This window comes from Synechococcus sp. MIT S9504 (genome assembly GCF_047497135.1).
Lineage (GTDB): Bacteria > Cyanobacteriota > Cyanobacteriia > PCC-6307 > Cyanobiaceae > Synechococcus_C.
In genome coordinates, this window is record NZ_CP138942.1 from 2,048,491 (window position 1) to 2,074,047 (window position 25,557).

The window sequence follows — 25,557 nt, forward strand, 5'->3', positions numbered from 1 at the left end:
AAGCAGAACTAAGCGTCTCAGCACCACGGCGGAGTTAGCAATGGGCCCCATTTGGGCAATTTTTTTAAACCGAACAAAAAGAGCAAGTGATTTGCACCAAATAATTCAACCTGCTTGAAAAAAGGCAAACCACCGACAACAATTTATTATGATTTACGACACAAAAAATACAATCAACAAGCCATAATTTCTCTATTTTTAAGATACTTAGTTTGATCTAATGAAGATCTCCAGCCAAACCACAGCAGTTGCAACTGGATTTTACGCCAAATCCCAATCTAGAATTTTTGCATCTCAACAGGTTATACCATTGTTACCGAAGGATATCCTTTGGGACGACGGTTACGAATCAATCGGGGCTGCTCTGCGGCAGCTTGCAACTACAAAAATTCGAAAAATAAAACTCATTGCCCACGGAAGTCATCGATCCTTAACCCTTGGCAGCGTTGTATCAGTTGAAGACTTAAAACAACATCTTGCTGAACACAATCTTGCAAATCTGTTATCTGGATTCGAAATAAGTTTGTGGTCCTGCTTCGGGGGCGTTAAAGGTGGTATAGGTGAAACATTTTCAGAGTTAACAGGTGCGACTGTTAAATCGTCCACATCAGAACTTGGACTAGGTATTGGCCTAATACACGCAGGACAAGATCATCTCGATCGTCAATTAAGTAACTTACCGTTCAGTTTACACACAAATGCTCTTGGTTTTGATGTTGTTGATAATTTAAACGGAACGTTTGGAATTATCAATTACTACGGCACATGGCACCCTCTAGCGAGTGAAAACACAGTTACAGAAGGTGCTCTGTCACTGTACACACTAAAAAGTGGAGGAGATGGGTCAAATCCTAACGATTACACAGTTGAAGCCTACGGTCAAGGTGGAAACATTCAAAATCAAACATTTCTACCCACCAACCCCCCAAAAATCACAGGTAATATTGTTATTCCCAGCAAGGTAAATGGCACCACAGCGAGTACTTTTATCCAGGGAAAAAACGGTCAAGGCAAGCAAGAGATATCAGATGCAGGCTTCAAGCCGGGAGAAAACTTTTTCTTCTCCAAAAACACCTCAGATAAAACTCTTTACGACAACAACAGTCCTGATGGAATTAATCTGACATCAGGATTTCAGGGAACATATGGATTCCAATCTATTTATATTCCAACTGTAGCCCCCGGAACTTACAGGTCTTACTACGACGGCAGAGGAAGCTGGGACAACACCCAACCTATTGGTGCCAATCCAATTACCATGATCTTCAGGCCCACAGCAGGGCTTGCTGAATCTTTATTTACTCTTACAGGATCAGGAAAACTGATTTTTGGAGCAGCGCCAAAGATACTTATTGACAGCATTGATTTTGACAACGGAGCTTCAAAAACAGACTTTGTGACGACCGGCAAAGATGTTGTCATTAACGGTACCTATAGCAATGTAAGTACAAACGATGAAAAAACAATTGAAGTTACTGTTAAAAACAAATCAACAAATGCGACTCAATCATTCAAAGAAACTGATTCGGCCCTCGACGTTAAAAATAATGGTAAATGGGTGCTCACGCTCCCTTCACAATTAGATGCAGCCAAATACGACATTGAAGCTTCGATTGTTCATGATTCAACCAAGCACACAACAAACCAAGAACTGAATATTGTTTCGGCTTCAATTGAATCAATTTCGGATGACAATGGCGTTTCTACAAGTGATAAGAAAACAAGTGATCAAACACTTGTTTTTAATGGTATCTTTTCGTCCACAACAGCAACAGGAATCAAACTTTCATTAAAGGATTCCAGTGATAATTTTATCTTCCAAGATAAAGACCCGACAACAAAAATCGGAGACGATTGGGCTTACGACTTCACCGGAACAACCCTTGGATTTGGTACCTACACGCTTAGTGCAACCGTCAGCGATGCATCAGGAAGTGCAACCGCAAACCAAGAAATCGTCATTCAGAGCCTACCAACGGCGCCAGTTGTCACGGCCATCGCTGACGATACAGGTACTCCTGGAGATTTCGTTACTACTGATACAACACTTACAGTCAGCGGAACCTTCGACAAAATCGCAGTTCCTTCAAAAGGAAATGGGACTTTAAATATTACATTAGCAGGCAACACATATTTTGATGGAAACACCATTAACCCTTTAACTGTTAATTATTCAGCTGGCACATGGTCCTTTAATTCAAAAACATTAGCTGTAGGCACATACAAAATTGAAGCCTATACCGTTGATACCAACGGTTTATTCAATTCAAGTAATAAAGCGCTGACGGTGATTGATGATACAGATACAACTCCACCTAGAGCTCCAACTATTGATTCCATTGAAAGTGACACTGGTACCGCAGGCGACTTTAAAACGATTGACACTTCAATCAAGATCATTGGAACTTACGATTCAAGCGATGCAGTTGGTGGGCTGAAAGTAGACTTTAATAGTAAAGAATACGTACTTGGAACCGACAGCCAACTCACAACACTTGGTGATAATTGGAATCTGACTGTTCCTGGTGTGGCGACAACCGGAGCTGCAACAGTAACAGCAACAGACGCTGGCGGTAACAGCAGTGATGCAACTCAATTAATCACAATTTCACCAGCTCCGTCTGTTGCTGTTACATCCATAACCACTGACACCGGCACACCCGGTGATTTCATCACCAACGATGAATCCCTCACTATCAATGGAACATTCGACGCAGCTAAAGCCGCTGCAGGTTCGTTCAACGTCAAGTTCGGTGGTACGACATACACAACAACATCTGGTTCTGAGCTGACCAACACAGGTGACAACTGGAGCTTGGTTGTTCCAGGCAAGTCCACATCTGGCAATGCAGAAGCAACGATCATTGACGGTGATGGCAATCAAGCGAGCGCCAATCAAGCAATTGTTGTAGACCTCACGGCTCCTACGGCTCCTGCCATTACTTCGATGGTCAGCGACACCGGAAACAAAGGTGACTTTAAAACTCTTGACCCTGTAACCCAAATTTCAGGTACTTACAATGCAAACGACGCTAAAGGTGGTCTTAAAGTTGAGTTTGGCGGCAAAGAATATCGTCTTGGAACAGACAGTGAACTGACAACATCTGGAGATAATTGGCAACTCGATGTTCCTGGTGTAACAACAACCGGAACAGCAAAAGTCACTGCAACAGATGTTGCCGGTAACAGCAGCGATGCAACTCAATTAATCACAATTGCAACGCTTCCTTCCGTTGCGTTGACATCCATAAACACTGACTCCGGCACGCCCGGTGATTTCATCACCAATGATGAATCACTCACTATCAATGGAACGTTCGACGCAGCTAAAGCCGCTGCAGGTTCGTTCAACGTCAAGTTCGGTGGTACGACATACACAACAACATCGGGTTCTGAACTGACCAACACAGGTGACAACTGGAGCTTGGTTGTTCCAGGCAAGTCCACATCTGGCGATGCAGAAGCAACGATCATTGACGGTGATGGTCATCAAGCGAGCGCCAAACAAGCAATTGTTGTAGACCTCACGGCTCCTACGGCTCCTGCCATTGCTTCGATGGTCAGCGACACCGGAAACCAAGGTGATTTTAAAACTCTTGACCCTGTAACCAAAATCTCAGGTACTTACAATCCAAACGACGCTAAAGGTGGTCTTAAAGTTGAGTTTGGCGGCAAAGAATATCGTCTTGGAACAGACAGTGAACTAACAACATCTGGAGATAATTGGCAACTCGATGTTCCTGGTGTAACAACAACCGGAACAGCAAAAGTCACTGCAACAGATGTTGCCGGTAACAGCAGCGATGCAACTCAATTAATCACAATTGCAACGCTTCCTTCCGTTGCGTTGACATCCATAAACACTGACTCCGGCACGCCCGGTGATTTCATCACCAATGATGAATCACTCACTATCAATGGAACGTTCGACGCAGCTAAAGCCGCTGCAGGTTCGTTCAACGTCAAGTTCGGTGGTACGACATACACAACAACATCGGGTTCTGAACTGACCAACACAGGTGACAACTGGAGCTTGGTTGTTCCAGGCATGTCCACATCTGGCGATGCAGAAGCAACGATCATTGACGGTGATGGTCATCAAGCGAGCGCCAAACAAGCAATTGTTGTAGACCTCACGGCTCCTACGGCTCCTGCCATTGCTTCGATGGTCAGCGACACCGGAAACAAAGGTGACTTTAAAACTCTTGACCCTGTAACCCAAATTTCAGGTACTTACAATGCAAACGACGCTAAAGGTGGTCTTAAAGTTGAGTTTGGCGGCAAAGAATATCGTCTTGGAACAGACAGTGAACTGACAACATCTGGAGATAATTGGCAACTCGATGTTCCTGGTGTAACAACAACCGGAACAGCAAAAGTCACTGCAACAGATGTTGCCGGTAACAGCAGCGATGCAACTCAATTAATCACAATTGCAACGCTTCCTTCCGTTGCGTTGACATCCATAAACACTGACTCCGGCACGCCCGGTGATTTCATCACCAATGATGAATCACTCACTATCAATGGAACATTCGACGCAGCTAAAGCCGCTGCAGGTTCGTTCAACGTCAAGTTCGGTGGTACGACATACACAACAACATCGGGTTCTGAACTGACCAACACAGGTGACAACTGGAGCTTGGTTGTTCCAGGCAAGTCCACATCTGGCGATGCAGAAGCAACGATCATTGACGGTGATGGTCATCAAGCGAGCGCCAAACAAGCAATTGTTGTAGACCTCACGGCTCCTACGGCTCCTGCCATTGCTTCGATGGTCAGCGACACCGGAAACAAAGGTGACTTTAAAACTCTTGACCCTGTAACCAAAATCTCAGGTACTTACAATCCAAACGACGCTAAAGGTGGTCTTAAAGTTGAGTTTGGCGGCAAAGAATATCGTCTTGGAACAGACAGTGAACTAACAACATCTGGAGATAATTGGCAACTCGATGTTCCTGGTGTAACAACAACCGGAACAGCAAAAGTCACTGCAACAGATGTTGCCGGTAACAGCAGCGATGCAACTCAATTAATCACAATTGCAACGCTTCCTTCCGTTGCGTTGACATCCATAAACACTGACTCCGGCACGCCCGGTGATTTCATCACCAATGATGAATCACTCACTATCAATGGAACGTTCGACGCAGCTAAAGCCGCTGCAGGTTCGTTCAACGTCAAGTTCGGTGGTACGACATACACAACAACATCGGGTTCTGAACTGACCAACACAGGTGACAACTGGAGCTTGGTTGTTCCAGGCATGTCCACATCTGGCGATGCAGAAGCAACGATCATTGACGGTGATGGTCATCAAGCGAGCGCCAAACAAGCAATTGTTGTAGACCTCACGGCTCCTACGGCTCCTGCCATTGCTTCGATGGTCAGCGACACCGGAAACAAAGGTGATTTTAAAACTCTTGACCCTGTAACCAAAATCTCAGGTACTTACAATCCAAACGACGCTAAAGGTGGTCTTAAAGTTGAGTTTGGCGGCAAAGAATATCGTCTTGGAACAGACAGTGAACTGACAACATCTGGAGATAATTGGCAACTCGATGTTCCTGGTGTAACAACAACCGGAACAGCAAAAGTCACTGCAACAGATGTTGCCGGTAACAGCAGCGATGCAACTCAATTAATCACAATTGCAACGCTTCCTTCCGTTGCGTTGACATCCATAAACACTGACTCCGGCACGCCCGGTGATTTCATCACCAATGATGAATCACTCACTATCAATGGAACATTCGACGCAGCTAAAGCCGCTGCAGGTTCGTTCAACGTCAAGTTCGGTGGTACGACATACACAACAACATCGGGTTCTGAACTGACCAACACAGGTGACAACTGGAGCTTGGTTGTTCCAGGCAAGTCCACATCTGGCGATGCAGAAGCAACGATCATTGACGGTGATGGTCATCAAGCGAGCGCCAAACAAGCAATTGTTGTAGACCTCACGGCTCCTACGGCTCCTGCCATTGCTTCGATGGTCAGCGACACCGGAAACAAAGGTGACTTTAAAACTCTTGACCCTGTAACCCAAATTTCAGGTACTTACAATCCAAACGACGCTAAAGGTGGTCTTAAAGTTGAGTTTGGCGGCAAAGAATATCGTCTTGGAACAGACAGTGAACTGACAACATCTGGAGATAATTGGCAACTCGATGTTCCTGGTGTAACAACAACCGGAACAGCAAAAGTCACTGCAACAGATGTTGCCGGTAACAGCAGCGATGCAACTCAATTAATCACAATTGCAACGCTTCCTTCCGTTGCGTTGACATCCATAAACACTGACTCCGGCACGCCCGGTGATTTCATCACCAATGATGAATCACTCACTATCAATGGAACATTCGACGCAGCTAAAGCCGCTGCAGGTTCGTTCAACGTCAAGTTCGGTGGTACGACATACACAACAACATCGGGTTCTGAACTGACCAACACAGGTGACAACTGGAGCTTGGTTGTTCCAGGCAAGTCCACATCTGGCGATGCAGAAGCAACGATCATTGACGGTGATGGTCATCAAGCGAGCGCCAAACAAGCAATTGTTGTAGACCTCACGGCTCCTACGGCTCCTGCCATTGCTTCGATGGTCAGCGACACCGGAAACCAAGGTGATTTTAAAACTCTTGACCCTGTAACCAAAATCTCAGGTACTTACAATCCAAACGACGCTAAAGGTGGTCTTAAAGTTGAGTTTGGCGGCAAAGAATATCGTCTTGGAACAGACAGTGAACTAACAACATCTGGAGATAATTGGCAACTCGATGTTCCTGGTGTAACAACAACCGGAACAGCAAAAGTCACTGCAACAGATGTTGCCGGTAACAGCAGCGATGCAACTCAATTAATCACAATTGCAACGCTTCCTTCCGTTGCGTTGACATCCATAAACACTGACTCCGGCACGCCCGGTGATTTCATCACCAATGATGAATCACTCACTATCAATGGAACGTTCGACGCAGCTAAAGCCGCTGCAGGTTCGTTCAACGTCAAGTTCGGTGGTACGACATACACAACAACATCGGGTTCTGAACTGACCAACACAGGTGACAACTGGAGCTTGGTTGTTCCAGGCATGTCCACATCTGGCGATGCAGAAGCAACGATCATTGACGGTGATGGTCATCAAGCGAGCGCCAAACAAGCAATTGTTGTAGACCTCACGGCTCCTACGGCTCCTGCCATTGCTTCGATGGTCAGCGACACCGGAAACCAAGGTGATTTTAAAACTCTTGACCCTGTAACCAAAATCTCAGGTACTTACAATCCAAACGACGCTAAAGGTGGTCTTAAAGTTGAGTTTGGCGGCAAAGAATATCGTCTTGGAACAGACAGTGAACTAACAACATCTGGAGATAATTGGCAACTCGATGTTCCTGGTGTAACAACAACCGGAACAGCAAAAGTCACTGCAACAGATGTTGCCGGTAACAGCAGCGATGCAACTCAATTAATCACAATTGCAACGCTTCCTTCCGTTGCGTTGACATCCATAAACACTGACTCCGGCACGCCCGGTGATTTCATCACCAATGATGAATCACTCACTATCAATGGAACGTTCGACGCAGCTAAAGCCGCTGCAGGTTCGTTCAACGTCAAGTTCGGTGGTACGACATACACAACAACATCGGGTTCTGAACTGACCAACACAGGTGACAACTGGAGCTTGGTTGTTCCAGGCAAGTCCACATCTGGCGATGCAGAAGCAACGATCATTGACGGTGATGGTCATCAAGCGAGCGCCAAACAAGCAATTGTTGTAGACCTCACGGCTCCTACGGCTCCTGCCATTGCTTCGATGGTCAGCGACACCGGAAACAAAGGTGATTTTAAAACTCTTGACCCTGTAACCAAAATCTCAGGTACTTACAATCCAAACGACGCTAAAGGTGGTCTTAAAGTTGAGTTTGGCGGCAAAGAATATCGTCTTGGAACAGACAGTGAACTGACAACATCTGGAGATAATTGGCAACTCGATGTTCCTGGTGTAACAACAACCGGAACAGCAAAAGTCACTGCAACAGATGTTGCCGGTAACAGCAGCGATGCAACTCAATTAATCACAATTGCAACGCTTCCTTCCGTTGCGTTGACATCCATAAACACTGACTCCGGCACGCCCGGTGATTTCATCACCAATGATGAATCACTCACTATCAATGGAACGTTCGACGCAGCTAAAGCCGCTGCAGGTTCGTTCAACGTCAAGTTCGGTGGTACGACATACACAACAACATCGGGTTCTGAACTGACCAACACAGGTGACAACTGGAGCTTGGTTGTTCCAGGCATGTCCACATCTGGCGATGCAGAAGCAACGATCATTGACGGTGATGGTCATCAAGCGAGCGCCAAACAAGCAATTGTTGTAGACCTCACGGCTCCTACGGCTCCTGCCATTGCTTCGATGGTCAGCGACACCGGAAACAAAGGTGATTTTAAAACTCTTGACCCTGTAACCAAAATCTCAGGTACTTACAATGCAAACGACGCTAAAGGTGGTCTTAAAGTTGAGTTTGGCGGCAAAGAATATCGTCTTGGAACAGACAGTGAACTGACAACATCTGGAGATAATTGGCAACTCGATGTTCCTGGTGTAACAACAACCGGAACAGCAAAAGTCACTGCAACAGATGTTGCCGGTAACAGCAGCGATGCAACTCAATTAATCACAATTGCAACGCTTCCTTCCGTTGCGTTGACATCCATAAACACTGACTCCGGCACGCCCGGTGATTTCATCACCAATGATGAATCACTCACTATCAATGGAACGTTCGACGCAGCTAAAGCCGCTGCAGGTTCGTTCAACGTCAAGTTCGGTGGTACGACATACACAACAACATCGGGTTCTGAACTGACCAACACAGGTGACAACTGGAGCTTGGTTGTTCCAGGCAAGTCCACATCTGGCGATGCAGAAGCAACGATCATTGACGGTGATGGTCATCAAGCGAGCGCCAAACAAGCAATTGTTGTAGACCTCACGGCTCCTACGGCTCCTGCCATTGCTTCGATGGTCAGCGACACCGGAAACAAAGGTGACTTTAAAACTCTTGACCCTGTAACCCAAATTTCAGGTACTTACAATCCAAACGACGCTAAAGGTGGTCTTAAAGTTGAGTTTGGCGGCAAAGAATATCGTCTTGGAACAGACAGTGAACTGACAACATCTGGAGATAATTGGCAACTCGATGTTCCTGGTGTAACAACAACCGGAACAGCAAAAGTCACTGCAACAGACGTTGCCGGTAACAGCAGCGATGCAACTCAATTAATCACAATTGCAACGCTTCCTTCCGTTGCGTTGACATCCATAACCACTGACTCCGGCACAGCTGGTGATTTCATCACCAACGATGAATCACTCACTATCAATGGAACGTTCGACGCAGCTAAAGCCGCTGCAGGTTCATTCAACGTCAAGTTCGTTGGTACGACATACACAACAACATCGGGTTCTGAACTGACCAACACAGGTGACAACTGGAGCTTGGTTGTTCCAGGCAAGTCCACATCTGGCGATGCAGAAGCAACGATCATTGACGGTGATGGTCATCAAGCGAGCGCCAAACAAGCAATTGTTGTAGACCTCACGGCTCCACCGGCTCCTGCCATTGCTTCGATGGTCAGCGACACCGGAAACAAAGGTGACTTTAAAACCCTTGACCCTGTAACCCAAATTTCAGGTACTTACAATCCAAACGACGCTAAAGGTGGTCTTAAAGTTGAATTTGGCGGCAAAGAATATCGTCTTGGAACAGACAGTGCACTGACAACATCTGGAGATAATTGGCAACTCGATGTTCCTGGTGTAGCAACAACAAGCAACGCAAAAGTCACTGCAACAGACGTTGCCGGTAACAGCAGCGATGCAACTCAATTAATCACAATTGCAACGCTTCCTTCCGTTGCGTTGACATCCATAAACACTGACACCGGCACAGCTGGTGATTTCATCACCAACGATGAATCCCTCACTATCAATGGAACATTCGACGCAGCTAAAGCCGCTGCAGGTTCGTTCAACGTCAAGTTCGGTGGTACGACATACACAACAACATCGGGTTCTGAGCTGACCAACACAGGTGACAACTGGAGCTTGGTTGTTCCAGGCAAGTCCACATCTGGCGATGCAGAAGCAACGATCATTGACGGTGATGGTCATCAAGCGAGCGCCAATCAAGCAATTGTTGTAGACCTCACAGCTCCACCGGCTCCTGCCATTACTTCGATGGTCAGCGACACTGGAACCAAAGGTGACTTTAAAACCCTTGACCCTGTAACCCAAATTTCAGGTACTTACAATCCAAACGATTCTAAAGGTGGTCTTAAAATTGAGTTTGGCGGCAAAGAATATCGTCTTGGAACAGACAGTGCACTGACAACGTCTGGAGATAATTGGCAACTCGATGTTCCTGGTGTAGCAACAACAAGCAACGCAAAAGTCACTGCAACAGACATTGCCGGTAACAGCAGCGATACAATTCAGATGATAACAATCCAGTCATTAGATACCAACAGAAATCGTAGAAACTTTGATGGTGAAGGGGATACCGCTAGGAAGGACAAGGCCGACACGTCTACAAATAATTCGACAACACTTCAAAATTCAGCTAGATCGACTAATAATTTTGATTTGTTCGTGACCTCAAAAGAAAGAATTTTGAAAGGCACTGCAAAACTAACCAAATCTATGGATATGATTTCCGAGAAAACAAAATCTTTGTTAGCCGAAAAGGGCATGACTTTAAGTAATAAGATTTTATCTTATAATATGGCCATCAACAAAGATCATCGAGACGCAAATTTTAACCTCAATCTTGCATTGATCGCACCAAATTTAAGCCTTTCAAGAAATGACAGCAAAGGGCTAGTTTACTTCCAGTCAAATCACCTAGGCAATCTTAAAGCACTTAATTACAACCCACTTACTCAAATTGGAGCCAGGTATTTCGATTTAAACAAAGACGGTGTTGAAGATTTCGTCTCTCTTTCTCAAATTGACGGGAAACCTGGAGATCAAGACGGAAAATTAAATAATAATACCCTCAACTTCTCAACAATTGCCTCTAAAGATTTGAATCCTACATTTAATTTGTCAAAAAATAATTTAATCAATTTTGCAGACGCCGCCGACAATACTACGCCCGCATCATTTAATCTCAAAGCTACTCTAACTAGTGGTGACGACAACATTCATTCAATCGGTTTTGTTTTATTAGAAAATTCTGAATTAAGTTCAGCAGATACAATACTTTCTGATTTATCAGAGATCAAAAGCCGTTCCGTTAATCTCCTAACGAGCCTTGAAGCTGAAAGTCTTGAAGCTGATTTAACACTAAAAAACTTGTTTGATTTTGAAAGAAATTTTCAATTACTAAACGGTCAAAGCATTCGCTTTTTTGCCATTGAAGACAATGATATGTCTGATATTAACGATCTAAATGATAAACGTTTTTCATGGCTTTCACAGTCTGTGAACTCAGATGGTTCGCTCGCTCTTTCAAATGGAGAAAATTTAAATCTAAATCTCTCTAGCCAATCGTCTCCTGCTGATGTGGAAGATTTAGTTGCTCAAGATCAGCACATTTCAGAAGTATTAGATTTTTCGCCTTTCACACAAGGAGAGGTTTTAACTGGCGTTGCGCGGATTGCACGTAATGCAGAATTCGATTCTGTAATTGGATTTTACAGAACAGTTGATAATCTAGGACGTGTTCTTTCTGAAGATGGTGCTTTACTGCTACCGAGTGATGCTGGCTACGCAGATGCAGCTTTGCTTGCATCAAACAGAGTTTCAGAACTTGACAACTTAACAGTAGACAACAATAAAACAAAAGATATTAATTTTATGATTTCTGAGTTCACACACATTGCACCATACGCCATCGTAGAAGGTGAATCTCTTTTTGCTTTTGGAGCAGCTAATAAGTCTAATGTTTCACACTTCCGTACTTTGGGCGATAACCAGTTCGGATTTGAAGATATTATTGGCAAATCATCAACAGGAGACTACGACGACATGGTGATTGGCCTAACATTCAATCCCTTAGCGTAAAACACCGATAAACTTTTCAAAAATGAACCTTTAAAGCTTTAATATCTAAATAATATTCACTATATTGTTATATTCAATTCTTTAAAACCAACCAAAGTGCCCCAACAAAAGTGAAGTTTCCGTTTGCCGATAAATCAGAGTAGCTTCAATAGCTCAATTTTTCTTGAGTTGCTATAAATAATATATGGCCAATAGTTAAGGGAGAGACATCTCGAAAAACTAATCTCTCTTGCGCATAATAGTGACCAATCTTTATAATAAATCGGCTTCTTTAAAATATAGCAAATCTCTCGAAGTGTACGATGCAAAAAATAGGTGATTAAAAAAATTACGCCTAACTAATACCGATAAAAATCACAAGCTGATAGCATTAATTAAGCGAGTCCTGCATCAACTTTTAATGCTAATAATATATTTTCTAACATTTCCCGCTAAAAAAAGCCAGGAGTATGGTGATTTGATGTATTTAATAAAGCTTCGCCCCTAGGGTCTAGCGTTTAATAAGAAAAAGTGAATGAGTGAAAATTATAATTGAGCTAATTTTTTACATGGCTATCAACTGATATCACCCTTGCGCTATGGATTCGATCACTCCATCGCGCACTACTAGTGCAACCTGCATCTTTTCGACCAAATTATCGCCCACCTGAATGTCGCAGAAGCTCTCAAGCTGACCCTGATCCACAATCTGTTCCATTTCAAGGTCGCGAACCTGGGCCTGCTGCTGAAGAAGATTGCGCTTCTGCTCTTCGAGCTCAGCCCGCTTGGCGGCAACCTGCTGCTGCACCTGAGCGACCTGCTCCTGCACACGTGGATCAAGTGGGTTGGCGCTCTGACGACGAACGTCATCCACAACCTGCTGACCCTCCTGTTCGAGCTGGGCCAGTTGCTGGTCGGTAGTGGAGATACCTGCGCTCAGCTCACGCTCGGCCTCTTCCTTCCACGCCGGCGTTACGACGGCACGGATAGTGATGGAACGCTTGATCGACAGAGTGGTGCCGTCAGACATCGGGGCGGGGAAGCAGAACTAAGCGTCTCAGCACCACGGCGGATGGTCAACCCAACCCTGGCGTGATGGCTTTCAGCGGCCGTACACGCTCTCGATTGACGAGCGATCGCGGTCCGTGATCCGATCTCGGCGTTGCTTGAGCGTCTGGGTGAGCAGGCCGTTCTCAATCGAGAAGGGTTCCACAAGAGCCACGCCGGCAAGACGCTCATCAGCCCTGGATCCAACACGGTCAGCCAACAGTCGGTTCAGCTCTCCGCGCAGCAGCTTGAGCAGGCGCTCATCACCAGGATGACCGCCCAGGTCATCACCTGGATCGCAGCCCTGGGAGCTGGCCCAGGCCTTGATCGCCTCTAGCCGCGGCACCACCAGGGCTCCAAGTTGACGTTCGTCCTGCCCCACCAACATCACCTGCTCGATCAGGGGGCTGGAAACCAACGCCTCCTCAAGCGGCCCAGGCTCAATGTTTTCACCGCTGCTGAGCACGATCGTGTCCTTGGCCCGTCCGGTCAGGACTACAGACCCATCGGGGAGAAGCATGCCTAGATCGCCTGTGTCAAACCAGCCATCAGCGTCGAGAACCTTGGCTGTGGCTTCAGGTTTGCCCAGGTAGCCAGCCATCACCTGAGGACCGCGCACCAGCACAACCCCACGTTCCCGGAACCCGAGTGGCTTCCTGGTCTCGGCATCAACAACGCGGAATTCTGTTTCCGGGAGGGGCAGACCGGAGCTGCCGCGAATGTTGCGCCACGGCCGCCGGCAGCTCACAACCGGACTGGTTTCCGTGAGGCCATACCCAACCAAGAGCTCAATGCCCACCGCTTCAAAGAAGGAATCCACGTGGGGAGCAATGGCACCTCCTCCGTTGATCGGATAACGCAGTTCTCCGCCACTCAACTGCTGCCTCAGCTTGGGCCAGATCAGCTTGGAAGCAAGCGCATGCGCGGGCCAGCGGCGGCTCGCCTCTGCCGCAGCCCTGAGACGGTCGCGCTTGCGCAACGGTTGAATCATCAGGTCACGGCTGCGGCGTCGAGCGAGGGTGTAGGCCGTGCTGTTGGCCAGGGCAGCCCTCAACAGGCGTTGACGGGATGCGGGAAATGTCTTGACGGCATCCTCGAAGCCAGCCTGAACCGCTTCCCACAGCCTGGGCACCGTGGCCATGATCACGGGCTTGACCCGAGGCAGATCCTTTTTGAGCTGCTTGATCGTGGTGTAACTCTGCGAACAGGCACAGGAGAAGAAGTAGTACTCGGCGCTGCGTTCGTAGGAATGCCAGATCGGCAGAACGCTCAACACCGGTGATCCCGGTTCCGGTCGGGTGACGCAGGCAAGGCTGCGCATCTGATGCAGAAGGTTGGCATGCGTGAGTGGCACGCCCTTGGGCCGACCTGTGGTTCCGCTCGTGTAAAGGATCGTGGCCGTGGTGGCTGGCGCAGAGGCACGGTCCCGCCCGGTCATTGGATCCGGTGCTCCCTGGCCCTTGCCAAGGGCCAGAAAAACGTCGAAGTCGAGCGCACCAGCAGGAGCCGGACCCTCCAGTACGAGCACAAAACGCAGTCGCTCCTGCTGATCCGCGGGAAGCTGTAGGCGCTGCAACAGATCAGCGGTTTGCACCACCAGCGCGACGGCCGCTGAATCCTCGAGGATATAGCGCAGCTCTTCGACAGGTGCTGCTGCACCACGCACCGCATCAATGGCGCCTGCCCGCATCAGACCCTGATCGGCCACCAGCCAGCGAGGACTGTTCTCCGCGAAAAGGCCCACGACATCGCCACTGCCGATCTGCAAACTGCGGAATGCGGCAGCGGCTTGATCAATCCGCTCCGCCAGCTGTTGATAGCTGAGACGCTCGGGATGCGCGGCATGTGGGGCATCAACAGCCATCACATCACCGTGATGGGATTTCAGCCAGGGCCAGACCTGATCCACCCGGCCGAGACTTTGAACATGGGCCTGGCGAGCCAGTGCCGCCTGCTCTCGGGAGGTTGGATACCAGGTGGATTTGGCGGCGGTAGTCACGAAAACGGTATGCAGTCGCCCAGGCCTATCACCTCAAGGCTGCTTCGGCAATCGAACGGCTTCGGCAATCAAACAGCTTCGCGAATCAGGCTGATGCGGACATCAAGGCTTTTGAGTGCTCTCTTGCCAGACCAGCTCGAAACGTGCGGCCAGGGCATCGCGCAGCAGAGGTTGCACGATCTCGATTTCCAGATCAGGAATCCAGTCGCAAAGTCGACCGACAGCTCGTCCTTTGATGCCACAGGGCACCACGGACGCGAAACCCTCCAGATCGCAATTCACGTTCAAGGCAAGACCATGCTGTGTGATCCAGCGACGGCATCCCACACCGATCGCCGCCACCTTCCGCTGATCGAGCCAGACCCCGGTCAGTCCTTCAATGCGTTGCCCCTGCAGGCCGAGAACCTGCAACACATCAATCACCACCTGTTCCAACTGACGCAGATACCAGTGCAGATCGGTGCGACGACGGCGCAAATCCAGCACTGGGTAAACAACCAGTTGACCGGGTGCGTGATGCGTCACTTCCCCACCACGATCAATGCGGTGCAGTGGGGCGGGCGGATGCTCTGGGTCGAACAGCAGATGATCTTCACTGGCGCCGCGGCCGAGGGTGTAACAGCGTGGATGCTGCAGCAGCCAGACCGCTTCCGCATCAGCTTCGGCTGCTGACTCCAGGAGCAAACGCTTCTGCCAGCGACGCTGCAGATCCCAGGCCTGCTGGAAAGGCACCAGCTGATCAGGCTGAAAAAGAAATGCCGAAGACCCGGTTCCGGAATCCAACGGCGTCACTAGCTTTCCGTTAGGCGCAGGCACCGGAGGGATGCATGAAGCTCTTGATCCATGGTCGCAATCTGGATGTGACTCCCGCATTACGGGATTACACCGAGACGAAGCTTGATCGAGCGATCCATCACTTCAACGATCTTGTTCAGGAAGCGGATGTACATCTATCGGTGGCTCGCAATCCCCGCGTTCCCCAGCAGACGGCCGAGGTCACCGTCTTCGCGAACGGCACAGTGATTCGTGCCCAGGAGCGCAGTGAGAATCTCTACGCCAGCATTGACCTTGTGGCCAGCAAGCTGGCACGGCAGCTGCGACGCTTCAAAGAACGCCACAGCGACCATCACCACAGCCATGGCCACCGGGCCACTGAGACCCCAACCACTGAAGCTGTGCTGGATGACAGCCCCGTGGACGGTTCACTGCTCGAGGGGAAGGAGGCTCAGCTGCCCAGTCCGGGGGTACGGCGCAAATACTTCGCCATGCCACCGATGACGCTGGATGATGCCCGCACCCAGCTGGATCTCATCGACCATGACTTTTATCTGTTCCGCGACAGTGAAAGCGGCGAGCTCCAGGTGATCTATCGGCGCAACCACGGTGGCTATGGAGTGATCCAGGCACGCAACTGAACCTTTCGTGACGGCTTGATCCGTCGTTTGCTCAGCGATGACCAAGTCACCGCGCCGGCAGGACCTGCCGGACATCCCCCCTCTGATTCACCAGGCTCTGCTCAATCCACTGCTGCAGGAGGAGGAACTGCTCACGCTCTGCGACGCCGCCCGCCAACTGGGATTCGGCGGTGTCTGCGTCAGCCTCACTCACCTTGAAGTCGTGCGCAGGCGCCTGGGAGGCCAGGGACCGGTGAAGTTGATCGCCACCGTCGCCTTCCCATTCGGAGCGCTGCCCGCCGAGCTGAAACAGGCCCAAGCCGAATGGGCGGCTGCCCATGGGGCCGAAGCTCTCGAAGTCACACCGGACTGGTCAGCGCTTGTGAACGGCCGTGCCAACAGCTTCGCCGAGGAATTGGCAGCGATCGCAGCACTGGATCTGCCCATGACTGTGGTGCTGGATGTCAATCAGCTCAATGAAGCGCAGCTTGCTCTGGCCGCGGAGGCAGCCATGGATGCAGGCGCTGCATCGCTCCAGGCCGGCAACGGATTCGGGGCTGCCGTTTCAGCGGACCAGATCCGAGAACTGCGGCAGCTCACCAGAGGCCGTTGCGCCATCAAGGCCGCCGGCGGGATCCGGGAGCTGGAGCAGGCGCTGGATCTCGTGGAAGCAGGAGCCATCGCGTTGGGCACAGGTCATGGCCCAGCCTTGGTGAAGGCCCTGCGACAACCGCGATGAGTGGGGACAAGCGCCTGACGGGCCTGGCCCTCAAGGTGGGCCCCCTCGGCGAGCATGACCGACTGCTGACCCTGCTGAGTGATCAAGAGGGTGTCGTGCGCCTGGCCGTGCCTGGAGCGCGCAAACCACGCAGCAGCCTTGCCGCTGCAGTTCCGCTCACCCTGCTGAATCTGCAGGTGGTGGGTCGTCGCAGTTTGAAGAGGGTGAGGCAGCTGCAGGTCGTGCATAACTACAGCGGTGTTGCGAAACAACTGGAAACGCTCGCTGCAGCCCAGGCTCTGGCGGAACTTGCCATTGCCCTTGTCAGCGACTGCGACCCTGTTCCTGGAATGCTGGAGACGGTGCTGATTCATCTCGAAAGCTTTGAAACCCTGAGCCGCTCCACCCAACCCGACGCAGATCTCTGCCTGGCCATGCTCGTGCAGGCGGGAATCCATCTGCTGGCGCTGGGGGGCTACGGAATTCCACTGCAGGTTTGCTGCCGGACAGGAGCAGAGCTATCTCCTCCGATCGGCCAGTGGGATTGGCGCTGCAGCCTTCTGCCTGAGGAGGGACTTGCGATCGGTTCATTACCGGGCGCCACACTTCAGTTCAACCCATCCGAGCTGGCTCTTCTGCAACGGTTGCCCAGGGCGGAACTGCCAAGGAGACGCGATGGCGGACTGATGGGCCCACGGCCGGTGTGGCTGAAGCTCCTGGCTGTTCTGGAATGCTGGTGCCGCACCCATCTGCCCCGCCCAGTGCGGTCGCTGGAGATGGTCGGCAACTGCATGCCGTCGCAGTGAGCGATCATGAGCCGGTCATTGCTGGAACCTTGAGCGGATCCCCCCTGAACAGTCCAGAGCCGGTCCTACCCACCGGCAACAATCCGGAGGGAGGCCGCGGTCTCCAGGCCGTGTTGCGCCTGAGCGACTTTCGCAAACTCTGGATCGGCCAGATCTTCTCCCAACTGGCGGACAAGTTCTACATCGTGCTGATGGTCTTTCTGATCGATCAGCACTTGCTGCTCACGACACAGCAGAACGGCGTTCTTGCCGAGGTGGCTTCCGATTACGGCCTCGACATCAGTACCCGCACAAAGGTCATCACCCTTCTGGCCACAGGGATTTTCGTGGCAAACACGCTGCCGGCGATGGTTCTGGGCAGCGTTGCGGGGGTCTGGGTTGACCGCTGGCCCAAACGGCGGGTGATGGTGGCCTCAAACGGACTGAGGGCACTGATGGTGATGCTGACCCCTCTGTTTCTGATTCCAGGTCCCCTGATCCTTGGACTGCCCTGGGGCTACTGGGGTCTGATCGGCATGACGTTTGTCGAATCGATCCTCACTCAGTTCTTTGCACCGGCCGAACAGGCTGCCATCACCTTGCTTGTGCCAGGCGAACACCTGCTGGCAGCGAACTCGCTGTACCAAACCACCAGCATGGGAGCCACCATCGTTGGCTTCGCTCTGGGTGAGCCGATCCTGCGAGGACTGAATCACCTGTTCAGCTCGGTCGGAGTGCGCGGTGGAGAGTTCATTCTGCTGCCGTTCTGTTACGGCATGGCGGCGCTGAGCCTGCTGGCAGTCCGCTATCGGGAACGGGAGATCCACAACGACGGTCGGTCGGTCTGGCACGAGATCGGAGAAGGGCTGCAGGTTCTGAAGCGCATCCCCACAGTGCGCAACGCCATGATTCACCTGGTGTTGCTCTACAGCCTGCTGGCCGCTCTCTATGTTCTGGCCCTTCAACTGGCAGGCCTGATTCGCAGCCTTGGGCCCTCTGGTTTCGGCATGTTGCTGGCGATGAGCGGACTGGGAATGGCCCTTGGCGCCGTGATGATGGCCCAGCTTGGTCATCACTTCAGTCGGCGTCGACTCACAGCGGCAGGCCTTGGCTTGATCACCTTTTCACTGGTGTTGCTCAGCCAGTTCAAGGGCTCACTCAACAGCACCCTGGCTTTCTGCGGGATCCTCGGCATCGGAGCCGCCCTGGTCGCCATTCCGGCACAGACAACCATCCAGGAGGAAACTCCTGAATCCCAGAGAGGCAGAGTCTTTGGCCTGCAGAACAACCTGATCAACATTGCCCTCAGTCTGCCGCTGGTGCTGGCAGGCACTCTGGTCAGCAGCATCGGGCTCAGTCCGGTGTTGTGGTTGCTCGCCCTGCTGGCTCTTATTGCCGCCTTGCTCGAACGGCCCTGGCAGCGCTGCTAGCGTCAGCCATGGCTTGTGAACGGTGGCGGTGACGCATATTGCCTGGCTGGGCAAAAAAACTCCGTTCTGCGGCAATGTCACCTATGGGCTCAGCACAACGGAGGCCCTGAGGGCACGGGGTCATCAGACCAGTTTCATTCACTTCGATAATCCGAAGGCACCTGGCAGCAGCACGTCGCTGCTGGCCAATGATCCCGATGTCAGCCTTCCCTATCTGGTGAAATCGCAGGTTTACACGATCCCCTCGCCGGGTGCCCAGCGTGAGTTGCGCGAATCGCTGGAACGCCTGCAACCCGATCTGGTGCATGCAAGCCTCACGCTCTCGCCGCTGGATTTCCGACTGCCGGAGCTCTGTCAGCAATTGGGGGTGCCCCTGGTGGCCACCTTCCACCCTCCCTTCGATGCCAGCCTTCGCAACCTGACGGCAGGCACACAGCAACTCACCTATCAGCTCTACGCACCGGCACTCTCCAGGTACGACAGGGTGATCGTGTTCTCCGATCTGCAGGCTGAATTCCTGGCGCGTCTTGGCGTGCGTGAAGACCGTCTGGCCGTCATCCCCAATGGCGTTGACACCAACCAGTGGAGACCCTCTGAGCTGAAGACAGATCCGGGCATCACACCGGCAATCGGCAGTCCAATGCATCAGGTGCGCTCCCGCCTTGGTCAGCAGCGCGTCTTCCTCTACATGGGGCGTGTTGCCACCGAGAAAAACGTCGAGGCTCTGCTGCAGGCCTGGCGTCTGGTACGGATGGAAGGCTGTCGTCTGGTGATTGTCGGCGAAGGGCCTCTGCGCAGCACCCTTCAGAACAGTTACGACGAAGACGTGCTCTGGTGGGGCTATGAAGCAGATCTGGCAACGCGCATAGCCTTACTGCAATGCGCCGAAGTCTTCGTGCTTCCTTCCCTTGTGGAGGGGTTGTCACTGGCACTGCTTGAGGCCATGGCCAGTGGCTGTGCCTGTGTGGCCACGGATGCCGGAGCCGATGGAGAAGTGCTCGCCGGTGGGGCAGGGATTGTGATGAGCACCCTGGGAGTGACGAGCCAGCTTCGCACCTTGCTTCCGGTGCTGCGCGAACAACCGGTGCTGACGCATGAACTTGGTCGACAGGCCCGCGAGCGAGTGCTGGAGAGATACACCATCAGCCGCAATATCGACTCCCTCGAACGTTTATACGGTGACCTGATGAGCAGAGCTCCTCTGGCGGCTTAGCGCAAGGCCCGTCCATGTTCAGTGGCCGCAATCACCGCCTCAATCAGGGCTGTCCGCACACCGGCGTTCTCCAATTTGCGCAGAGCCGCCATGGTCGTGCCACCAGGCGAGGCAACCATGTCCTTGAGCTGAGCTGGATGAAGCTGCTGCTGATCGAGCAATGCGGCGGTTCCGGCCAGTGTCCGATGAGCGAGTCGGTGGGCTTGCTCACGCGGCAAACCAGCGGCCACTGCACCGTCAGCCATGGCTTCGGCAACCAAAGCCACATAGGCAGGTCCTGAGGAGGTCAGAGCCAGAAACGCATCCAGCCTTGACTCCGGCAGCTCAAGCACCTCACTCACAGGATCAAAGGCTTCCTTCACCCACTGACGCTGGTGCGCTGTGATGCCCTCTCCCCATGACAACCCACACAGTCCTTCTCCCACCAAACAGGGGGTATTGGGCACCGCACGCACGCACACCCTCCCCGGGAATTGGCTCTGAAGACGCTTCAGGGTGACACCTGCCAACACCGAGATCAGCAGCGATGACTGACCGGATTCAGGGGGGGGAACGCATTCAGCAACAGCATCAAGCTGCTGGGGCTTGATGGCCAGCAACTGAACAGGGGCATTCCAGGCATCCATGGCCCGGGGATCAGATGCCGGAACAATGACTAAACCCTTCGGCGATTCAGGAGTCAACCTGGCGACGGACGCTTGACTGCCGACAACCCCGATGACATCGGCTGACTGAAGCTTGCCTTTCTCAATGAGAGGAAAGATCAGGGCCTGAGCCATCCGACCCATGCCAATCACACCAACGGAAACGGTCACCGAAGAGAAAACTCAGAGAGCGGCAGCATCGGAAACGGACCAGGCTGGAGCAGGTGCGACACTGCTCTCGGCTGAAGCCTGCTCGACATCCTTGGTGACCACAGTGGGCGTGGTGCTCTCGTCCTGACTGGCGTTGGTCACGGTGACGCAACTCGGGGCGAACAGGAAGATGCTCTCACCAACGCGCTCCTGATGACCATCAATGGCAAAGGTTCCACCGGCCACAAAGTCAACCGCTCTCTGAGCCTGGTCAGGCTCCATCATCGTGAGATTGAGAATCACTGTCTTGCGCTCACGTAAGGCCTGAATTGCTCTTGGCATTTCATCAAAGCTGCGCGGTTCCATCAGTGAAACCTCTGCTGTGCCGGAACTGATTCCAGGCATACCGATTACATTCGAGCCTGTAAAATTCTGATCCATCTCAAAGGGATTGGCTGCATCCAGAGGTGCCAGAGCGCTTGTGTTGACAGACGACATGCCCTGCATGTTGTCTTCATGCTCACCTGTGTCGTAGTCGAGCTCGTCATAATCGCCGTCGAGGTAATCATCACCAGCAACGACCGCACGAAGGCGAGAAATCAACGACACTGGAAATCTGCAGAACCTTGACCCTGAATAGCGCTCAAGGGAGTTGTGAGCAAGCGTGTCCAGATGAATTGATGTCCATCTCGCAACGTTGCTCTGTTCATCGCCATTAGGGGATCACAGGCGGCCGCGCACCAAACAGGGCTGATCCCACACGGACCCAGGTCGCACCGGCGGCGGCGGCCTGGGGCCAATCGCCACTCATCCCCATCGAACACTGAGACAGATCGAGCTCATCCGCCAGATTGCGGCAATCACTGAACAGACCCTGACGCTCGTTGCTGTCCAGTCCCAACGGGGCCATGGTCATCAGCCCGGAGGCATTCAGGCCTGGAAACTCGCGCAGCACCGGCCAAGCCTCTTTCAGAGTCTGAGGGTCCCAACCACCCTTGGCGGGATCAGGCCTCAGCTTCACCTGGAACAACACTGACGGACAACGTCCTTCCTCCAGGGCAATGCGGGAGACACGTTCCGCAAGAGCCATCGAGTCGATGGAATGAATCCAGCTGAAGGCCTTCACGACCGCACGCACCTTGTTGGCCTGCAACCGGCCAATGAAATGCCAGCGCAAATCGGTGAGGTCCGACAGGGCCTCCTGCTTGGGCAAGGCCTCCTGAACCCGGCTTTCACCAAAATCGATCTGACCGCAAGCGGCCAGCTCTCGAACTGCCGAAGCAGGCTGCGTTTTGCTCACAGCGAGCAACTTGACTCCCTGCGGGAGCCGCTGTTGCAGTTGCTGCCAGCGACTCTCAATCTCCGTCACCCGTGCTGTCCGTCTTGCATGGTCAGATGAAGGTCTGATCGAACAACTGCTTCCAGCTGCCGTAATCCTCCGATGAATCCCGGCGACGACGGGCCAGATTCAACTCAGCGTGATGACGCGCATCCAAATAGGGAATCACCTCGAACTGAGCCCCTCGAGGCTGCAGAGTGACCAAAAAGAACATGCGCTGTGCGTACAGCGTGGCGTACACGTCACGACCTTCCCCGGCAGGAGCCACTCTGTAGAGCATCCCAAAGGTGGGGTGGTTGAGATAACCCTCAGCGCTCACAGACCTGAAAACGGGGATCAGAGAGCACCGTACCTTCCGCGCAGAACCAGAACAGTGACAAGCCCCACAGCAGCCACCCCGTTCAGAATGCTGCGGGCAGCACTCTTCGTGGCCTGATCTGGACGAAACGCATCAGCAGGCAACCAGGTTCCACCTCGAGCCAGCAGCGCTTCGGCGCCCTGTTCAGCACGCAGCAGGATGTTGGCCAAGAGGCGCTCTCCCACTGAAAGCACCAGAGCAAAGGAGGCTTTAAAGCCGAGCCGTCGCAGGTTGACAGCGCGACTGGCGAGGGAGCGCAACAAATTCTGGAGCTCCTCCTGGACCAACGGCAGAAAGCGAAGGGCCAGTAGCAACTGAAAGCTCAGTCGATCAATCGGCACGCCAAGTCGAGCCAGAGGAGCCAGCCACCAACTCAGAGACCACATCAATTCCTCACTGGGGGTGGAGAGCAACATCAGATTCACGCTGTGGACAACGGTCACGATCAGGGTGGCGCTGTTCAACCCCAGCTCAGCCGAGCGGCGATCGACCACAAGCGGGCCAAGTTTCAGAGATCCAAACTGAAGAGGCCCAAGGCGAATCAACTCCCAGGAGGGTGATGTCAGCGTGAGACCTGCAATCTCCCCCGGCGGCCGCAGGTGCACGCTGGCTCCAGGATCACCAGTCGGCAGCAACATGGCCAGCACTCCGACCGCGCAACCGAGAACACTGACCAGCAGCAACGAGCGCCACCAAAGCCGAGGCGGCAATCCACTCACCAACGTGATCAACAGGAGAGCCACCACAAGTGCCACTCGCCACAGCGGACCTGCCAGCACAGGCGTGAGCAGAAACACCAGAACCCACAACAGCTTCAGGCGGGGATCCAGCTGACGCAGCCAACCACCGGCACCATCCACGTACTGACCGATCGGAATCTGCCTCAGCCAATCCATGCTGCTCAGCCCTGATGGTTCTGCTGCCTGGCCAGATCCTTCTCCGCGTCACGCTGCTGCTTCCCACGCCAGAACAATTTCAGGGGAGTGCCATCAAACCCGAGCCCTTCACGGATCTGACGCTCGACATAGCGCCGGTAGGTGTCACCGAAAAGCTTGGGCTCGTTCACGAACAGAGTGAAACTCGGAGGCCTGGTCGCCACCTGGGTGCCGTAATACAGCCTGCCCTGACGTCCACCCCTGGTTGTCGGCGGGCTCCGCCAGCTGAGGGCTTCCTTCAGGACTTCGTTCACCACAGAGGTGCTGACACGACGACGGTGCTGCTCCACAGCCAGAACCGCAAGGGCGAAAATGCTGTCAACACGCTGGCCGGTGAGCGCTGAAGTGAACAGCATCGGAGCCCAGTCGAGGAAATACAGCTTGGAACGCAGCTCCTTCTCCATGGCCGTCATGGTGTGGCTGTCCTTCTCCACGGCATCCCATTTGTTGACAACGACCACGCAGGCCCGACCGTCTTCTTCGATGCGACCTGCCAGGCGTTGATCCTGCTCGGTGACACCGTCCAGCGCATCAATCACCAGCACGCACACATCACTGCGCTCAATCGCCTTGAAACTGCGATTGATCCCAAAGAACTCAGGCCCGTAGTTGACACTGCGGCGGCGTCGGATCCCAGCGGTGTCGACCAGGCGCCAGGGACGATTTTCACGCACGATGCTGGTGTCAATCGTGTCGCGGGTGGTGCCTCGAATCGGACTCACGATGGCCCTCTGCTCACCGCAAATGGCATTCAGAAGACTTGATTTACCCACATTCGGACGACCGATGATGGCCATCTGAATCGGCTCTTCCTGATCACCCTCCTGATCCTTCGGAGGCAGGAACGTGAGCACCCGATCCAGGACTTCTGCTGTGCCTGCCCCGTGAATTGCCGAAATGGGGTAAGGCTCTCCCAGCCCGAGGCTCCAGAACTCCGCAGCCATGGCCAAACCTTGATCCGGTGACTCGCACTTATTCACGGCGAGCAATGTTGGGCAACGCTGGCCGCGCAGGAACTCCGCGATGGCTTCATCCGATGCCGTAAGGCCCTGCTGACCGTCAACGATCACCACAGCGACACTGGCTTCCTCGAGAGCCAGCGCGGCCTGCTCGCGGATTTCAGGCAGAAACTCACTGTCGTCATCGAACACCAGTCCACCGGTATCGACCACCTTGAATTCGCGATCCCCCCAGTAGCCGTCCTGATAGGTGCGATCCCGGGTCACACCCGGCTGGTCATGAACAATCGCCTCTCGACTGCGGCAGAGACGGTTCACCAGCGTGGACTTACCAACGTTGGGGCGCCCGATGATCGCGACGACGGGACGCGCCAAGAAAGTTCACAGCAAGAACAGTCTTGACAGTACAGAGGCGTCTGTCGGCGGGACGAGTCCCTGAAACGGAAGCCGCTCGACTTTTCATTTCGCCAACAAGAATGGGAATTCTTTCCAAGCGAGACCAATAAGTCTCAAAAGAGACAGCTA

15 protein-coding genes are annotated in these 25,557 nt (G+C 52.5%); 6 read left to right on the forward strand and 9 right to left on the reverse strand.

Annotation, left to right across the window (positions count from 1 at the left end; translation table 11 throughout):
- Positions 1-220: 220 nt before the first annotated feature.
- Positions 221-12,082 (forward strand): hypothetical protein, encoded by an 11,862-nt coding sequence (locus SIB58_RS11440; protein ID WP_414494657.1) that lies wholly within the window; start codon positions 221-223, stop codon positions 12,080-12,082.
- 565 nt (positions 12,083-12,647) lie between these two features.
- Here SIB58_RS11440 and SIB58_RS11445 read toward each other — a convergent pair.
- The 3 genes from SIB58_RS11445 to lipB all read right to left on the reverse strand — a co-directional run bounded on the left by SIB58_RS11445 (position 12,648) and on the right by lipB (position 15,923).
- The gene (locus SIB58_RS11445) at positions 12,648-13,091 is read right to left on the reverse strand and encodes a YlqD family protein (protein ID WP_066911949.1); all 444 of its coding nucleotides are present in this window, start codon (positions 13,089-13,091) and stop codon (positions 12,648-12,650) included.
- A gap of 72 nt (positions 13,092-13,163) precedes the next feature.
- Positions 13,164-15,107, reverse strand: coding sequence for an AMP-binding protein (locus tag SIB58_RS11450; protein WP_066911952.1), 1,944 nt, complete (start codon positions 15,105-15,107; stop codon positions 13,164-13,166).
- Positions 15,108-15,209: 102 nt separating this feature from the next.
- Positions 15,210-15,923, reverse strand: coding sequence for a lipoyl(octanoyl) transferase LipB (lipB, locus tag SIB58_RS11455; RefSeq protein WP_066911956.1), 714 nt, complete (start codon positions 15,921-15,923; stop codon positions 15,210-15,212).
- A gap of 11 nt (positions 15,924-15,934) precedes the next feature.
- Between lipB and hpf the strand changes: the two genes are divergently transcribed.
- From hpf to SIB58_RS11480, 5 genes are read left to right on the forward strand one after another with little or no spacing between them, the layout of a single operon-like run.
- Complete coding sequence (gene hpf / locus SIB58_RS11460; protein ID WP_066911959.1) at positions 15,935-16,522, forward strand: ribosome hibernation-promoting factor, HPF/YfiA family; 588 nt, start codon at positions 15,935-15,937, stop codon at positions 16,520-16,522.
- Positions 16,523-16,559: 37 nt separating this feature from the next.
- The gene (locus tag SIB58_RS11465; protein ID WP_067327503.1) at positions 16,560-17,240 is read left to right on the forward strand and encodes a 2-deoxyribose-5-phosphate aldolase; all 681 of its coding nucleotides are present in this window, start codon (positions 16,560-16,562) and stop codon (positions 17,238-17,240) included.
- Complete coding sequence (gene recO, locus SIB58_RS11470; RefSeq protein WP_067327506.1) at positions 17,237-18,025, forward strand: DNA repair protein RecO; 789 nt, start codon at positions 17,237-17,239, stop codon at positions 18,023-18,025. The genes SIB58_RS11465 and recO overlap by 4 nt, the downstream gene beginning before the upstream one ends.
- Before the next feature lie 29 nt (positions 18,026-18,054).
- Positions 18,055-19,434, forward strand: a complete 1,380-nt coding sequence (locus SIB58_RS11475; protein WP_066912023.1) for an MFS transporter — start codon at positions 18,055-18,057, stop codon at positions 19,432-19,434.
- A 28-nt stretch (positions 19,435-19,462) separates the two neighbouring features.
- Positions 19,463-20,647, forward strand: coding sequence for a glycosyltransferase family 4 protein (locus tag SIB58_RS11480; protein WP_067327523.1), 1,185 nt, complete (start codon positions 19,463-19,465; stop codon positions 20,645-20,647).
- Here the strand turns inward: SIB58_RS11480 and proC are convergent.
- The 6 genes from proC to der form a co-directional block, all read right to left on the reverse strand.
- Complete coding sequence (gene proC / locus SIB58_RS11485) at positions 20,644-21,462, reverse strand: pyrroline-5-carboxylate reductase (RefSeq protein WP_255355660.1); 819 nt, start codon at positions 21,460-21,462, stop codon at positions 20,644-20,646. The genes SIB58_RS11480 and proC overlap by 4 nt on opposite strands.
- Positions 21,463-21,474: 12 nt before the next feature.
- Positions 21,475-22,050 carry a cell division protein SepF gene (locus SIB58_RS11490; protein ID WP_066911968.1) on the reverse strand — a complete coding sequence of 192 codons (576 nt, stop codon included), beginning with the start codon at positions 22,048-22,050 and terminating at the stop codon, positions 21,475-21,477.
- A gap of 106 nt (positions 22,051-22,156) precedes the next feature.
- Positions 22,157-22,810 carry a YggS family pyridoxal phosphate-dependent enzyme gene (locus SIB58_RS11495; protein ID WP_066911971.1) on the reverse strand — a complete coding sequence of 218 codons (654 nt, stop codon included), beginning with the start codon at positions 22,808-22,810 and terminating at the stop codon, positions 22,157-22,159.
- A 22-nt stretch (positions 22,811-22,832) separates the two neighbouring features.
- Positions 22,833-23,099 carry a PipX family protein gene (locus SIB58_RS11500; RefSeq protein ID WP_066911974.1) on the reverse strand — a complete coding sequence of 89 codons (267 nt, stop codon included), beginning with the start codon at positions 23,097-23,099 and terminating at the stop codon, positions 22,833-22,835.
- A 17-nt stretch (positions 23,100-23,116) separates the two neighbouring features.
- Positions 23,117-24,034: an energy-coupling factor transporter transmembrane component T family protein gene (locus tag SIB58_RS11505; protein WP_066911977.1), complete on the reverse strand. Its 918-nt coding sequence runs from the start codon at positions 24,032-24,034 to the stop codon at positions 23,117-23,119.
- Positions 24,035-24,039: 5 nt separating this feature from the next.
- Positions 24,040-25,407 carry a ribosome biogenesis GTPase Der gene (gene der / locus SIB58_RS11510; RefSeq protein WP_066911982.1) on the reverse strand — a complete coding sequence of 456 codons (1,368 nt, stop codon included), beginning with the start codon at positions 25,405-25,407 and terminating at the stop codon, positions 24,040-24,042.
- Positions 25,408-25,557 lie beyond the last annotated feature (150 nt).